Source organism: Terasakiella sp. SH-1 (genome assembly GCF_004564135.1).
GTDB lineage: Bacteria > Pseudomonadota > Alphaproteobacteria > Rhodospirillales > Terasakiellaceae > Terasakiella.
Genome location: NZ_CP038255.1, coordinates 1,743,610 through 1,758,986 on the forward strand (window position 1 = coordinate 1,743,610; position 15,377 = coordinate 1,758,986).

The following is a 15,377-nucleotide window of genomic DNA, read 5'->3' on the forward strand; positions in this document are numbered from 1 at the left end:
TGTTTTTCATAAATTATAGGATTTATATTTTTGATCAAAAAAATAGCTCACCTAACAAAATTTAGGTGAGCTAAGGTAAACAGTAAGCTAGGGAGTCTTACCGCTGAATTGCTGAGCTCCATGCCCAGCAGGGGAGTGCCTCTTTAACGCGACAGGAAACGGACCATCCAATCTGCAACAACAGCAGAGTCTGGTCCATCTTGATCCTGCGCTAATTTTTCCAGTGCAGGATCTGCGCTACTTTCGGGAACCACAGCACCCCGTCGCGCTAAAATCAGGTCTTTTTCATAGTCACTTTGAAATTCAGGATGCGCCTGAAATGTCAAAATCTTGTCACCATAAAGCAGACCGGCATATTCACAGAAATCAGATGAAGCGATCACTTTCGCCTGAGCAGGCTTTTCAACAACCTGATCCTGATGCATGGCATTAATCGTAAAACCAGAACAGCCCTGAGCCAGATCAAAATCAGGTATCAGCTTATAACTATGTAAACCAACGCCCCAGCCTTTCTGAGACTTTTCAACACGCCCACCGAGGGCAGAAGCAATGATTTGATGCCCAAAACAAATCCCAACCATGGGAACTTTGCTTTCATCAATCGCTTGAATCAGCCCTTTTAAGGCGATCATCCATGGCAGGTTTTCATAAACACCATTGCGTGACCCGGTAATCACCCAACCATCACACTGATTGGCATGATCTGGAAAAACATTGTTCATCACGCTGAAAATTTCAAATTCCATGGCAGCATCTGCCTTACCCAACAAGGTAACAAACATATCGGCATAACTACCATATTGATCAATCAGTTCCGGCGGCGTCGTGCCAGTTTCCAAAATTCCAATTTTCATATTCTTTTCCTAAATGCGACCAACCGGGTTTGGCTTTGCACCCTTTTTAATTGCCATCAAGCACAGAAAGTCATGGGCAATTGTCGCTGCATTAATAGCTGTCACTTCTGCCACATCATAAGCTGGTGCGACCTCAACAACATCAACGCCGACAATATTAAGATCCCCAAGATTTCTGACAATTTCCAAAGCTTGCGCAGGCGTCAACCCACCGGAAACTGGCGTACCTGTCCCCGGGGCAAAGGCTGGATCAAGACAATCAATATCAAAGGTGACATAGACCTTATGATCACCAATGCGTTCTTTAATGGCCTCCAGCGTTTTTTCTGTACCATTGCGATGAACCCAAGGCGCTGTAAGCCACTCAAACCCATGATCGGTATCATTGGCGGTACGTAAACCAACCTGACAAGACTTACTTACATCCAAAATCCCCTCATTCTTAGCACGCAAGAACATAGAGCCATGGTCAAATCGCTTGCCATCATCAGGCCAGGTATCGCAATGGGCATCAAAATGAAGCAAAGCCACAGGGCCATGATGTTTATGAATTGCACGCAAAATCGGATAGGTGACAAAATGATCCCCCCCAAAGGTCATCGGCATAACACCTTTATCCAAAATCCCGCTAATATGGCTTTCAATAGTCTCCACCACTGTTTCAGGATGGTGGGGGTCAACCATGCAATCCCCATAATCCACAACAGCCAATGTATCAAACGGATCAAATCCAAACGGAAAAGCATCCAATTCCGCCAATTGTACAGATGCCTGCCGTATCGCACGCGGACCAAGACGAGAACCTGGACGATAAGTCACCGCATTATCAAAAGGCACACCACTAACAGCCACATCAACCCCTTCAAGATCACGGGTATATTTGCGTCGCAGAAAACTCAATGCCCCGCCGTAGGTCATTTCAGGCCAGCGCCCGTAAACGTCCTTCTTCATAAAGGCCTGATCGCCATTATCCATATCAGACATAAAGCCACTCCTAATTAAGCTGATTTCTTTTTCATACGGCGCATCTGGAAGACCGTTGCCAGAACACCGACAGCAACAACTGCAATCATCAATGTTGCCAGCGCATTAATTTCCGGACTAACACCAAGGCGCACCTTAGAGAAAATCACCATTGGCAACGTACTGTTACCAGGCCCAGACACAAAGCTGGCGATCACGAGATCATCAAGTGACAGTGTAAAAGACAACAACCAGCCAGAAATAATCGCAGGCATAATCAACGGCAGTGTTACCAAGAAGAACAGCGAGCTAGGTTTTGCGCCCAAATCCATGGCAGCCTCTTCTAAAGACTCATCCATTGTGGAGAGACGAGACTGAATAATGACTGCCACATAAGCCATACAGAACGTGACATGAGCGATAATCACCGTCATCGTGCCGCGCCCAGATGGCCATCCAAACAGCCCCTCCATCGCCACAAACAACAGCAATAATGACAGACCTGTAATGACTTCCGGCATCACCAACGGTGCGGTTACCATCCCGGACAGTGCCATGCGCCCACGAAAGCGCTTGAAGCGTGACAGACAAAAACCTGCAATCGTCCCCAAAACAACAGCCAGCGTTGCACTGATTACTGCAATTTTCAAACTCATCAAGGCAGCATCAATGATCTGGTCATTTTCAAGCAGCTTGCCATACCATTTGGTGGAAAAGCCCCCCCAAACGGTAACAAGCTTTGACTCGTTAAAACTATAGACGATCAAGGAGACAATCGGTGCGTAGAGAAAAGCAAACCCTAATGTCGCGCTAATGAGCAAAAAAGTAGACTTCGTTCTCATTAGTATTCCTCCCCTTTATTTCCTTGTGCATTTCTAAACAACATAATCGGCAAAACGAGGAACAAGAGCATGACAATTGCCACAGCTGAAGCCATCGGCCAATCACGGTTCAGGAAGAATTCATCCCACAGGACACGCCCGATCATGAGCGTCTCAGACCCGCCTAACAACGCGGGGATCACAAATTCACCAACGGCAGGAATAAAGACCAGCATGCAACCTGCAACAATCCCGGGGACTGAAAGTGGTAAGGTGACATAGATAAAGGTTTCCCATGATTTCGCCCCCAGATCAGCCGCAGCTTCCAGCAAGGTGCCATCCAACTTTTCCAAAGTGGTATAAAGCGGCAAAATCATAAACGGCAAATAGGTATAGACAATACCGATATAAACCGCCGCATCCGTATTCATGATCGTCAGTGGCTGGTCAATAATACCAAGATTTAGCAACACATTATTGATCACCCCATCCTTTTTCAAAAAACCCATCCACGCATAAACACGCAGCAGAAAGGAGGTCCAGAATGGCAGGATGACAAGAGCAAGAAGAACCGGGCGATAAGATGGCGCACTGCGCGCAATCATATAAGCCATTGGGTAAGCGATCAGCAGCGTAAAGAAGGTTGAAACGGCTGCAATTTTGATCGAGCTCCAATAAGCGTCAATATAAAGGGTATCTTCCAACAAAAAGAGATAATTGCCGAAATTCACCTTAAAAGAAGCGATAGCCTCTTCCGCATCCCAATCCAGTAGAGCACTGTAAGGCGGCTGTGCAATCTCTGTTGTTGCGATAGAAATTTTGAACACAACAATAAACGGAACAAGGAAGAAGACAGCCAACCAAACGGTTGGAATGGAGACTACGAACGCCCGCCCCCAATTGATCTTCTTTTTAATCTTATGCGCAATTGTCTTAAGGGCTGGTGAAATGACCCAAGCTGCGCCACCTGATGCACTCATGACGTCAACACCACACAACTAGTGGGCCCCCAAGTTAGAAAAACTTTATCATTCCAGGTAAAACGTTCATCTTCACTACGCTCACGGTTAAAGCGGGTAATACGAACATTTTTCCCCGTATCCAGACGAACCTTAAAGACAGACATATTCCCCATATAGGCAATATCAACAATCTCACCTGGGCAGCAGTTGTACTCATACTCAGATTTTGTATGACTGATGATGACTTTCTCAGGACGAACCGCAACACCAACTTTTTGATTTGGCGAACAACTAATCCCGTGACTGACATAAAGATTGCTACCTGCCTCTTTTGACTCAATCATCACATGGTCAGGCTCATCAACCGCAACATGTCCATCAAAGATATTTACAGAACCGATAAATTCCGCGACAAAGCGACTGGTTGGGTATTCGTAAACCTCATGCGGCTTACCTAGCTGTTCGATCTCACCTTCATTCATCACCGCCATACGAGAAGCTAATGTCATGGCTTCTTCCTGATCATGGGTCACAACAACAAAAGTGACCCCCAGCGATTCCTGAATATTGATCAACTCAAACTGTGTTTCTTCACGCAGTTTTTTATCCAATGCTCCCAACGGCTCATCCAACAAAAGCACTTTAGGGCGTTTAATCAAGGCACGCGCCAAGGCCACACGCTGGCGCTGGCCACCGGAAAGCTGATCCGGTTTGCGCTTGGCAAATTTCGTCAATTGAACCAGCTCAATCATTTCCTGAACACGCTGCTTAATCTCACCAGAAGGTACCCCTTCTCGTTTCAGACCAAAGGCAATATTCGCCTCGACACTTAGATGAGGAAACAACGCATAAGACTGGAACATCATATTGATTGGACGTTTCCATGGTGGAATATCAGCCATATCCACACCATCAATAATGATTTGCCCGCTGGTTGGCGTTTCAAAACCGGCCAACATACGTAACAACGTACTTTTACCAGAGCCGGACCCGCCTAATAAGCAGAAGAGTTCAGATTGATAAATATCTAAAGAAATGTCATTTACGGCGACAAAATCACCAAACTTCTTCGTGACATTCTTAATCTGAATAAACGGCTCTGTCTCATTGACTTCCGGTTGAATAGCTTCTGCTTGAAGAGACATGATAAAAACCCTGAGATTTTATTATTATATATAAGTGCTCAATAAAATAAGGGAGGAACATATCATATGCCCCTCCCTTTAAAGTCATTAGCGACCAGTCTTAATGGCTGTCCAAGCTCGTGACAACAGACGGTCAAACTTGGCAGTGTGCGCTTTTTGTGCGAACAGCTTCGCTTTAACCTTCTCTGCCGGATAGATACCGGCATTTGCCTTCACTTCATCAACGATATGCGGTGTTGCTGCTTTGTTAGCAACTGCATAGAAAACGAAGTTGGCAATAGAAGCACCTGTTTCCGGCTCCAATACAAAGTCAATAAACTTATGTGCTGCTTCTTTATGCGGTGCATCAGCTGGAATTGCCATCAAATCAAACCAAGCCAAAGAACCTTCAGACGGGATCACATAATCAACATTGATGCCGTTCTTTGCCTCTTGTGCACGGCTTTGAGCTTGCAGCATGTCGCCATTATAGCCAATTGCCATACAGATTTCGCCGTTTGCCAAGTCAGAGATTGTCTTGGAAGAGTTGAAATATTTAATGTTGGCGCGTGTCGCATTGAACAATTCTTGCGCCTTCTTCAGATCACCCTTCTTTTCACTATTGGGATCAAGACCCAAGTAGTTGAGTGCAATAGAAACCATCTCTGCCGGAGAGTCCAACACACCAATGCCGCAATCTTTCACTTTTGCTGCCATTTCCGGCTTGAACAAAAGATCCCAGGAATTATTTGGCAGGCCGCCAAAACGCTCAGCCAACATATCCATATTATAAGCAATACCGATTGTCCCCCATGTGTATGGCACACCATATGTGTTACCCGCATCATGGTCTTCAACAGCCTTTTTCAGCCCTGCATCAAGGTTGCCATAGTTAGACAGTGACGCTTTATCGACTTTAGAGTAAATACCCGCCTGAATTTGGCGTTCCAAAAACGCACCAGTGGGAACAACAACGTCATAACCACTGCCACCAGCCATTAACTTAGCTTCCAGCACTTCGTTTGAATCATAGACATCATAATTCACTTTAATGCCTGTTTTTTCTTCAAACTTTTTCAGATAAGCCGGATCAAAATAGTCTGACCAGTTATAGATATTCAGTACTTTTTCTTCTGCAACAGCGCTAAAGGCCGTACCGACGGACAAAACGGCTGTTAAAGCGAGTGATTTAAACTTCATTGGAAACCTCCAGATAAAAAAATTGGTTTTTCTTGACGTTGTTTCAATTAAATTCCGAGTTTATCGCGCATTTGGTACCACCAAGAGCCAATAACATTGTAAGGAACACGGAAAAGCTGACCACCAGGCAACGGGTAAAACGGCAGCTTGGCAAAATGATCAAAACGTTTTGCATCACCATCCAGCGCTTCAGCCACAAGACGACCAGCAAGATGGGAGCAGGTTACGCCGTGACCACTGTAGCCATGGGCGTAATAGACACGGTCATTCATACGACCGAAATGCGGAATACGGGTGTAAGTCAGGGCGAAATTACCACTCCAGGCATAATCAACCTTCACCCCCTTGAGCTGCGGAAATGTTTTAAGCAAATGCGGCAACACAACAGCAGGAACGTTTGCCGGGTCCTGCCCGCCATATGATGTCCCACCACCATAAATCAGGCGGTTATCAGCTGTGCAACGGAAGTAATCCAGCATATAGTTACAGTCTTCAACACAGGTATCAGATGGCAACAGTTCGCGGCACTTTTCTTCGCCCAAAGGTTCTGTACAGATCACCTGCGTGCTTACCGGCATGGTCTTATCATAGAGTTCCGGGATAGATTTCCCCATATAGGCATTGCCACAGACAATCACATATTTTGCAATTACCTTGCCTTTTGCCGTTTCGACTTCCGGCTTTGGCAGTTCTTTTCTGATTTTTTCCACACGAGACATTTCAAAGACCCTGCCCCCCAGGCTTTCAATGGCACGTGCCTGACCAAGGCACAGATTCAGCGGGTGAATATGCCCACCTTTTTTATCAATCATACCGCCAATATACGCTTGGCTCGTCACATGTTCGTCAAGCTGGCTACGATCCAACAACTCCAAACCGTCATGACCATGGGTCGCCCAATTACGTTTCAGGTCTTCCAGCTCGCGCATTTGCTTGGATGTAAAAGCAGCAAACACGTTGTTCGGCTTATAGTCACATTCGATATTATATTTCTCAATACGTTCCCGAATGATATTACCGCCTTCTAACGACATATCGCCTAACGCAACAGCAGCTTCACGACCATAACGTTTTTCGATCACTTCCATATCACGGGAATAACCGTTAACGATTTGACCACCGTTGCGACCAGAAGCCCCCCAACCGATACGGGAGCCTTCCAGAACAGCGACTTTATATCCTTTTTCCGCAAGATGCAGCGCACTTGAAAGGCCCGTGAACCCTGCACCAACGATACATACATCAGCTTCAACCGTACCATCCAATTGAGGGCGAACCGTTGTATCATTTGCCGTAGCTGCATAGTACGAACCAACGTGTTCATTACTTTGAAGAACAATTTGAGACATTTTAAAGCGTACCTAAATAAGTTTCATATTCAGCGTCAGTGACGCGGGCTTTGAATTTTGCGAATTCTTGAAGTTTGACGGCTGTGAAGACTTCGACCAATTGATCGCTCAGCACATTCTTAATCAATTCACTGCCGTCAAACGCACGGATGGCATCGGGCCATTCCGTTGGCAGGGATTGATGGGGGAGTTCACTGGCATATGTATCGCCGACTGTTTCTTCCGGCGCTTCCAGCTTATTTGTAATTCCATGCAGGGCCGCACCCAGAACAGCAGCCAAAACCAAATACGGGTTGGCATCGGCCCCGGCCACACGGTGCTCAATACGGCGTGCAACATTCGGGCTTTCCGGCACACGCACAGCAACAGTGCGGTTCTCATAGCCCCAGTTCGCTACGATTGGAGCATGGGCACCCGGTGTAAAACGACGATAAGAGTTGGCATGCGGCGCAAAAATCAACATGCTTGCACGCATACATTCAATAAGCCCGGCAATAGCGTGACGTAAAACATCTGTGCCTTCTGCTGTACCGCTGTCAAAAATGTTTTTCCCGCTCTCATCCAACAGACTGAAATGAACATGGAACCCGTTACCACTTTTATCACCCGCTGGCTTCGCCATGAAACTGGCCAAATGCCCATGTTTTTTAGCAACACCTTTCACAATACGCTTGAACATCACCGCATGATCAGCTGCCGATAATGCATCGGCTTCATGATTTAGGTTCAACTCAAACTGCCCTGTCCCCATTTCAGCAATCACTGTATCGGCAGGCACACCTTGTGCATCACAAGCTTCGCGAATTTCAGACAGAATATGTTTAAAATCATCCAGCTCACCGATGGAATAAACATCGTTGCGCTCAAATGCGTAACCTTGCGGCATCCAGGGGGACATCATCGGCTGCTTTGCCTGAATGGAAGCAATATCAAAAAGATAAAATTCCAGTTCAGTTGCAACAACTGGCGTCAAACCCAGCGCCTTGAATTTTTCACAAATCACCTGAAGACACTGACGCGGATCAGCCGTAAATGGGCTGCCATCCGGATTTGTCATCATTGAAATAACCTGTTGGCGTGGCGCATCTTCCCAAGTCACCGGTGCAAGTGTGTTTTTAATCGGCACACAAATACCGTCACTATCACCTGTTTCAAAAACCAGGCCGTTTTCGATCACATCGTCGCCCCAGTAATCCACCCCAACAACAGAACGTGGCATCTTGAAGCCTTCTGTCATGATCTTATCCAGACTGGTTGCAGGAAGACGCTTCCCTCGTAACTGACCATTCAGATCAGAAAGAAAGATGTCGAATTCCGCAACTTGGATATTTGAATTATTTACTGTCACTTCTCTTTTCCCTATTGCCTCAATGGAAGCAGGTCATGTCGTTTACTTGATATAAATGTGATCACAAAATTGAATTTCGTCAAGAGTATTTTTCAAGATCATAAAATCTTAATTGTTTTTTTGTGATCATGAATAAGCTATTATGCAGCCATAAAAACGCCGTAAACACAGGCAATAGGTTGAGATTATGAATAAAAATAAAACTGTAAAAATCACACCAATCGAAAAGAACGATGACCTTACCGTCAACCAATGGGTCTATCGCTCTTTGCGTAAATCTTTAATGATCGGACAGATCTCCCCCGGCAGCGCCATAACGATTCGAGGACTGGCAACCGAACTTGATGTAAGCCCCATGCCCGTGCGTGAGGCCCTACGTCGCCTTATCAGCGAAGGTGCCCTTGAAATGCTGGACAACAGACGCCTCAAGGTCCGCACCATGACAGCCCAGCGCTTTAAGGAACTTTGTGACGTGCGTATTTTATTAGAGACACATGCCGCAGAAAACGCCCTTCCCTATATGCGCGAATCTGACACAGCACACCTCAAAGAACTCGACAAACAAGTAAACAGCGCTTACGACACAGAAGATATCGAAGGTGGCAGCCTGGCTAACCAAGAATTTCACCGCTACCTCTACACGCGCAACCCTCATCAGGTCAGCCTGCGCTTAATCGAAGGGATCTGGATGCAACTTGGCCCCTTCTTTCGCGTTGTTACCGATAAACTTAGAGAAAACTACGTGATTGACCGCCACTCTGAAGCCATTGATGCAATTGAGCGAAGCGACAGCTTTGCCCTCAAGCGCGCCATTGAGGCTGATATCCGAGATGGCATTGCCACCATCCAGTCCATTGAAGGACTCGAAGAAATTTTCGATCCACAATAAAACGTCTAACCACCCCAAAAACTTAGATTTTTTCAAATATGATCACAAAACAACCTCGCCCTTCGGCGGGGTTTTTTATTTTCTTGTGTTGACTTTGCTAAAAATGTGATCACAATTAAGGGAATTTTACAGAGGTTCCAGAAATGACAGACATAACCAATTCAACCAACTGGTTTGAGCGCGCAGCTAATTTACAGTTCACATCACAAGCTTTTATTGATGGGAATTATGTCGATGCAGCAAGCGGTAAAATGTTTGACTGCATCAGCCCAATTGATGGACGCACACTGACATCTATCGCCGCATGCGGTGAAGAAGATGTAAATCGCGCCGTTAAAGCAGCCCGCGCAGCTGTAAATGACGAACGCTGGAGTGGCCTTGCCCCGACAGAACGTAAAAAAATCCTGTTGCACTTTGCCGACCTGATCGAGGCCAATGGTGACGACTTAGCCCTGTTAGAAACACTGGACATGGGCAAACCGATTTCTGATGCACTGGCCATTGACGTTCCCGCAACGGTGAGGTCTTTCCGTTGGTACGCAGAAGCTATTGACAAAATTTATGATGAAGTTGCCCCCACAGCGCCGAACTTCCATGCCACAATCACACGCGAACCAATCGGTATTTGTGCAATTGTTGTTCCCTGGAACTTCCCCATGATTATGGCGGCCTGGAAATTGGCCCCGGCTTTGGCAGCAGGTAATTCCATCATCTTAAAACCAGCTGAACAATCTTCTCTGACAGCCATCCGTCTCGCAGCCCTGGCCGCAGAGGCCGGCATTCCTGATGGCGTCTTCAATGTTATTCCGGGTATGGGCGTTGAAGCTGGAAAAGCGATTGGTCTTCACATGGATATCGACGGCGTCTTTTTCACAGGCTCCACACAAGTCGGTAAGTTTTTCCAACAATATTCAGGTCAATCCAACCTGAAACATGTTGGTCTGGAATGCGGTGGCAAAACGGGGCATATCATCTTGGATAGCTGTCAACGTCTAGATGATGCCGCCACCGCAGCCACTTTTGGCATTTTCTTTAACCAAGGCGAAATGTGCACTGCGGGTTCACGTTTAATTATTCACGAAAAGGTCAAAGACCAAGTTCTGGATAAGATGCAGTCTATCGCCAGCACAATCACCCCTGGCAATCCATTGGATACACACACATCCATGGGGGCAATGGTTGATCATGAACATACAGAAAATGTCATGCGCTATATTAACGTGGGTAAAGAAGAGGCCAACCTTCTCATCGGTGGTAATCAAGTCAGTCCGGTTGAAGGCGGGTGCTATATCGAACCAACCATCTTCGATAAGGTTGATAACAGCACACACCGTATTGCCCGTGAAGAAATCTTCGGTCCGGTCCTGTCTGTCATCACGGTTAAAAGTGCTGAAGAAGCAATCAGGGTTGCCAACGACAGTATTTATGGTTTGGCGGCAGGTATCTGGTCTGATGATATCAATGTTTTACATAAGTCTGCCCGCGCACTGAAAGCCGGGGTTGTCTATGCCAACTGTTATGACTGTGACGATATCACCACCCCGTTTGGGGGCTACAAACAATCAGGGATCGGGCGTGATAAGTCGCTGCACGCTTTTGACAAGTATACCGAGCTTAAGTCCACCTGGCTGAAACTCTACTGATTTTAAAAATAGACTCTAGTTTTATAAGGAGATGCCGAAATGGCAACGAACGCTAATCTTTTGGAGCGTCGCGTAGACGCTATCTCTCGCGGTGTTGGTTTTATCACTGACTTTTTTGCAGAACGTGCTGAAAATTCAGAAATCTGGGATGTGGAAGGCCGCCGTTTTATCGACTTCGGTTCCGGCATCGGTGTGTGTAACACGGGTCATCGCCATCCTAAAGTCATGGAAGCGATTGAAAAGCAAATTGCCTCTTTCACTCACACATGCCATCAGGTCACCCCTTACGAAAACTATGTGGAACTGGCTGAAAAACTGAACACCGCTGTTTATGGCCCGTCTAAAAAGAAAACCGCTTTTGTCTCCACTGGGGCAGAAGCCGTTGAAAATGCCATCAAGATTGCCCGTGCCCACACAGGGCGCACAGGTGTCATTGCCACAAACGGTGGCTTCCATGGTCGTACCTTTATGGGCATGAGCCTGACCGGGAAAGTCATTCCTTATAAGGCTGATTTCGGCTCCATGATGAATGACGTCTTCCACTTCCCCTATCCAAACCCGGTTCACGGTGTTTCTGTGGATGTCTCTATCAAGGCATTGGAAAACCTGTTTAAGTCAGATATCGGTGCAAACCGTGTGGCTGCCATTATTTTTGAACCAACACAAGGTGAAGGTGGCTTCTATGTCGCCCCACAAGAGTGGGTAGAACGTATCCGCGCCATCTGTGATGCACATGGCATTGTCATGATCGCCGATGAAGTTCAATCTGGCTTTGGCCGTACAGGTAAGTTCTTTGCCATGGAACATTATGGCGTTGAAGCTGACCTGACCACAACGGCCAAAGGGCTTGGTGGCGGTATGCCAATTTCTGCTGTAATTGGTAAAGCCGAAATTATGGATGCCCCAAATCCCGGTGGCCTCGGCGGGACATATGCTGGTAATGCCGTCGCGGTGGCGGCAGCCAATGCGGTATGTGACATCATGTCTGATCCCGCCTTTCATGCGCGCACCACAGCGCTTGGCAAAAAGCTGCGCAGCATGTTGAACGAACTGAAATCAAATGTTTCCCAAATTGCCGATGTCCGGGGCCAGGGCCTGATGGTTGCGGTTGAATTTATGGAAAATGGTACACCACGCGCTGATATGGTGCCTTCCATCATGAAATACGCCAAAGACAATGGCCTGATCCTTCTGTCTTGCGGCACTTTTGGGAACTGCATCCGCTTCCTGCCACCACTGACGATCGAAGACAGTGTTTTTGATGAAGCACTCACCATCATTGCTGATGCCATCAAGCAAGCTGCCTAAGAGGAAAGAATGATGAACCTATCAAATCCTAATCTACTTCGCAGTCAATGTTTTATTGATGGTGCCTGGGTTGATGCTGATAACGGTGCCACAATGCCCGTCACGAACCCGGCAACAGGTGAGATTATCTGCACCGTTCCTAAAATGGGACAAGCAGAGACTGAACGCACAATTAAAGCAGCTGAAATTGCTCAAAAAGACTGGAAACATCGCCCAGCCAAGGAACGCTCAAGCATTTTGCGCAAATGGTTCAACCTGATTATGGCAAATCAGGAAGACCTTGCCCAAATCATCACAGCTGAAATGGGCAAACCGTTGGCAGAGGCCCGTGGTGAAGTTGCTTATGGCGCCAGCTATATCGAATGGTACGCTGAAGAAGCCAAGCGTATCTATGGTGAAACAATTCCGGCACCATCTGATGACAAACGCGTCATTGTGATGAAACAGCCGATCGGGGTGATCGCCTCAATCACCCCGTGGAATTTCCCCAATGCCATGATCACCCGTAAAATCGCCCCTGCCCTGGCTGTGGGCTGTGCATCAGTGATGAAACCGGCTGAACAAACACCCCTTTCTGCCCTTGCCCTGTGCGTGCTGGCAGAAGAAGCTGGCCTGCCCAAAGGACTAATGAATTGTATCGTTGGGGATCCAATTAAAATTGGCGGTGAAATGACCTCCAACGACATCATCCGCAAAGTCACCTTTACAGGATCGACAGGCGTGGGACGTTTGCTCATGTCACAATGTTCGACAACCATTAAAAAGATGGGCCTGGAACTTGGTGGTAACGCCCCCTTCATCGTCTTTGATGATGCAGACCTTGATGCTGCAGTTGAAGGGGCAATGATGTCCAAATACCGCAATTCCGGTCAAACTTGCGTCTGTGCGAACCGTCTTTACGTGCAAGAAGGTGTCTATGATGCCTTTGCTGAAAAGCTCGCAGCCAAAGTGGCCGAACTTAAAGTCGGCAATGGTGTTGAAGATGGTGTGGCCCAAGGCCCCCTGATTGATATGAAAGCTGTTGAAAAAGTAGAAGAGCATGTGGCTGATGCGGTTGCCAAAGGCGGTGAAGTGATCTGTGGTGGTAAACGCCATGAACTTGGCATGAGTTTCTTTGAACCAACCATCATTAAAAATGTCACCAAAGATATGAAAGTAGCACGTGAAGAAACCTTCGGACCAGTTGCACCACTATTCAAATTTAAAGATGCAGAAGATGTCATTGCCCAAGCCAATGACACAGAATTCGGCCTGGCGTCTTATTTCTATTCCAACAATATGAGCAACATCTTCCGTGTTGCAGAAGAACTGGAATACGGCATGGTCGGCGTCAACACAGGCATCCTGTCAAATGAAGCTGCCCCATTTGGCGGTATCAAACAATCCGGTTTGGGCCGTGAAGGTTCCAAGTTTGGTTTGGATGATTATCTGGAACTGAAATACGTCCTGCTTTCTGAAATTTAATTTCCCCTCTTAAATCTCCCCTGAGGGGTCACTTTCAACCCACAAAGTGGCCCCATTTTTTTCTCACAGGAGGTTCTTATGAACGATTTTGGCGATAACTTTACAAAAGACATTCAAACCATTGATGCAGCCCATCATTGGCATCCTTTTACCGACACGAAATCCCTGAATAAAAAGGGGGCTCGCGTCATCACAAAGGGTGAAGGCATCTATCTGTGGGATTCAGAAGGGAACAAGATTTTAGATGGTATGGCCGGCCTATGGTGTACAAATTTGGGCTATAACCGCAAGGAACTGATTGAAGCAGCCTATCAACAACTACAAGAGCTGCCCTATTACAACACGTTTTTCCAAACCACAACGACACCTTCTGCACAGCTTGCTCAAGAAATTGCCAGCATCACACCGGGTGATCTGAACCATATTTTCTTTGCCAATTCCGGTTCAGAAGCCGTGGACACCATTATCCGCATGGTTCGCCATTATTGGGTGTTAGAAGGTCAGCCTGAAAAGAATACTGTCATTGGTCGTATTAATGCCTATCACGGCAGTACGATCGGTGGCACCAGCGTTGGCGGCATGAGTGGTATGCATGACCATGGTGGTCCCTACCTTCCAAATATCGCTCATGTCCGCCAACCCTTCTGGTATAAAGAAGGGGAAGATTTGCCACCAGAAGAATTTGGTCTTCTGGCCGCCCGAGATTTGGAAGAGAAAATCCTTGAAATCGGTACTGATAAAGTTGCCGCCTTTATTGGCGAACCCATCCAGGGGGCTGGCGGCGTCATTGTCCCACCAGAAAGTTACTGGCCGGAAGTTCAACGCATCTGTCAAAAATATGACGTACTGCTAGCAGCAGATGAAGTGATCTGCGGCTTTGGTCGCACAGGAAACTGGTTCGGCTGTGAAACCTTTGGCTTCCAGCCCGATATTATGTCCATGGCGAAAGGTCTCTCATCCGGCTACCTGCCGATCTCTGCTGTCGCTGTCGGTGGTCGTATTGCCGACAGCTTCATTGAAAAAGGTGGGGAGTTTTACCACGGTTTCACCTATTCAGGTCATCCCGTAGCCGCAGCCGTTGCCATTAAAAACATTCAAATTCTCAAAGAAGAAAAGATTATTGAGACTGTACGCAACGAAATTGGCCCTTACTTCCAGACCCAACTTCATACCACCCTTAGGGACCATCCTCTTGTTGGTCACATCGAAGGTAAAGGACTGGTCGCAGGTATTGCTTTGGTTAAAGATAAAAAGAGTAAAACCTTCTTTGAAAATGGCGGCGACGTCGGCACAATTTGTCGTGACTTCTGCTTTGACAACAACCTGATCATGCGTGCTGTTGGGGATCGCATGGTTGCCTCCCCTCCCCTCATTATTACAAAAGCGGAAATCGACGAACTCTGCGCCAGGGCAAAAAAATGTTTTGACCTAACCCTTGAAAAACTGGGGTAA

13 protein-coding genes are annotated in these 15,377 nt (G+C 46.9%); 5 read left to right on the forward strand and 8 right to left on the reverse strand.

The features are described from left to right. Window positions 1-143: 143 nt before the first annotated feature. The 8 genes from E4K71_RS08105 to E4K71_RS08140 form a co-directional block, all read right to left on the reverse strand. Window positions 144-854, reverse strand: a complete 711-nt coding sequence (locus E4K71_RS08105) for a gamma-glutamyl-gamma-aminobutyrate hydrolase family protein (protein WP_135078459.1) — start codon at window positions 852-854, stop codon at window positions 144-146. A gap of 9 nt (window positions 855-863) precedes the next feature. After that, window positions 864-1,838 carry an agmatinase gene (speB, locus tag E4K71_RS08110; protein ID WP_135078461.1) on the reverse strand — a complete coding sequence of 325 codons (975 nt, stop codon included), beginning with the start codon at window positions 1,836-1,838 and terminating at the stop codon, window positions 864-866. 14 nt (window positions 1,839-1,852) lie between these two features. Further along, window positions 1,853-2,659 carry an ABC transporter permease subunit gene (locus E4K71_RS08115; RefSeq protein ID WP_135078463.1) on the reverse strand — a complete coding sequence of 269 codons (807 nt, stop codon included), beginning with the start codon at window positions 2,657-2,659 and terminating at the stop codon, window positions 1,853-1,855. Continuing rightward, window positions 2,659-3,618, reverse strand: a complete 960-nt coding sequence (locus tag E4K71_RS08120) for an ABC transporter permease subunit (protein WP_135078465.1) — start codon at window positions 3,616-3,618, stop codon at window positions 2,659-2,661. Before E4K71_RS08120 ends, E4K71_RS08115 begins: the two co-directional genes overlap by 1 nt. After that, on the reverse strand, window positions 3,615-4,745 hold the full coding sequence (potA, locus tag E4K71_RS08125; protein ID WP_135078467.1) for a polyamine ABC transporter ATP-binding protein: 1,131 nt from the start codon (window positions 4,743-4,745) through the stop codon (window positions 3,615-3,617). Before potA ends, E4K71_RS08120 begins: the two co-directional genes overlap by 4 nt. Before the next feature lie 87 nt (window positions 4,746-4,832). Next, window positions 4,833-5,924 (reverse strand): polyamine ABC transporter substrate-binding protein, encoded by a 1,092-nt coding sequence (locus tag E4K71_RS08130; protein WP_135078469.1) that lies wholly within the window; start codon window positions 5,922-5,924, stop codon window positions 4,833-4,835. A 47-nt stretch (window positions 5,925-5,971) separates the two neighbouring features. After that, complete coding sequence (locus E4K71_RS08135) at window positions 5,972-7,273, reverse strand: FAD-binding oxidoreductase (RefSeq protein WP_135078471.1); 1,302 nt, start codon at window positions 7,271-7,273, stop codon at window positions 5,972-5,974. A gap of 1 nt (window position 7,274) precedes the next feature. Then, window positions 7,275-8,621 carry a glutamine synthetase family protein gene (locus E4K71_RS08140; RefSeq protein ID WP_240796896.1) on the reverse strand — a complete coding sequence of 449 codons (1,347 nt, stop codon included), beginning with the start codon at window positions 8,619-8,621 and terminating at the stop codon, window positions 7,275-7,277. A 187-nt stretch (window positions 8,622-8,808) separates the two neighbouring features. Between E4K71_RS08140 and E4K71_RS08145 the strand changes: the two genes are divergently transcribed. The 5 genes from E4K71_RS08145 (at window position 8,809) to E4K71_RS08165 (ending at window position 15,377) form a co-directional block, all read left to right on the forward strand. After that, window positions 8,809-9,510 (forward strand): GntR family transcriptional regulator, encoded by a 702-nt coding sequence (locus tag E4K71_RS08145; protein ID WP_135078473.1) that lies wholly within the window; start codon window positions 8,809-8,811, stop codon window positions 9,508-9,510. A gap of 143 nt (window positions 9,511-9,653) precedes the next feature. Next, window positions 9,654-11,153 carry an aldehyde dehydrogenase gene (locus tag E4K71_RS08150; protein ID WP_135078475.1) on the forward strand — a complete coding sequence of 500 codons (1,500 nt, stop codon included), beginning with the start codon at window positions 9,654-9,656 and terminating at the stop codon, window positions 11,151-11,153. A 39-nt stretch (window positions 11,154-11,192) separates the two neighbouring features. Then, complete coding sequence (gabT, locus tag E4K71_RS08155; protein WP_135078477.1) at window positions 11,193-12,461, forward strand: 4-aminobutyrate--2-oxoglutarate transaminase; 1,269 nt, start codon at window positions 11,193-11,195, stop codon at window positions 12,459-12,461. Between the two features lie 9 nt (window positions 12,462-12,470). Beyond that, window positions 12,471-13,925, forward strand: coding sequence for an NAD-dependent succinate-semialdehyde dehydrogenase (locus tag E4K71_RS08160; protein ID WP_135078479.1), 1,455 nt, complete (start codon window positions 12,471-12,473; stop codon window positions 13,923-13,925). A 78-nt stretch (window positions 13,926-14,003) separates the two neighbouring features. Beyond that, the gene (locus E4K71_RS08165; protein ID WP_135078481.1) at window positions 14,004-15,377 is read left to right on the forward strand and encodes an aspartate aminotransferase family protein; all 1,374 of its coding nucleotides are present in this window, start codon (window positions 14,004-14,006) and stop codon (window positions 15,375-15,377) included.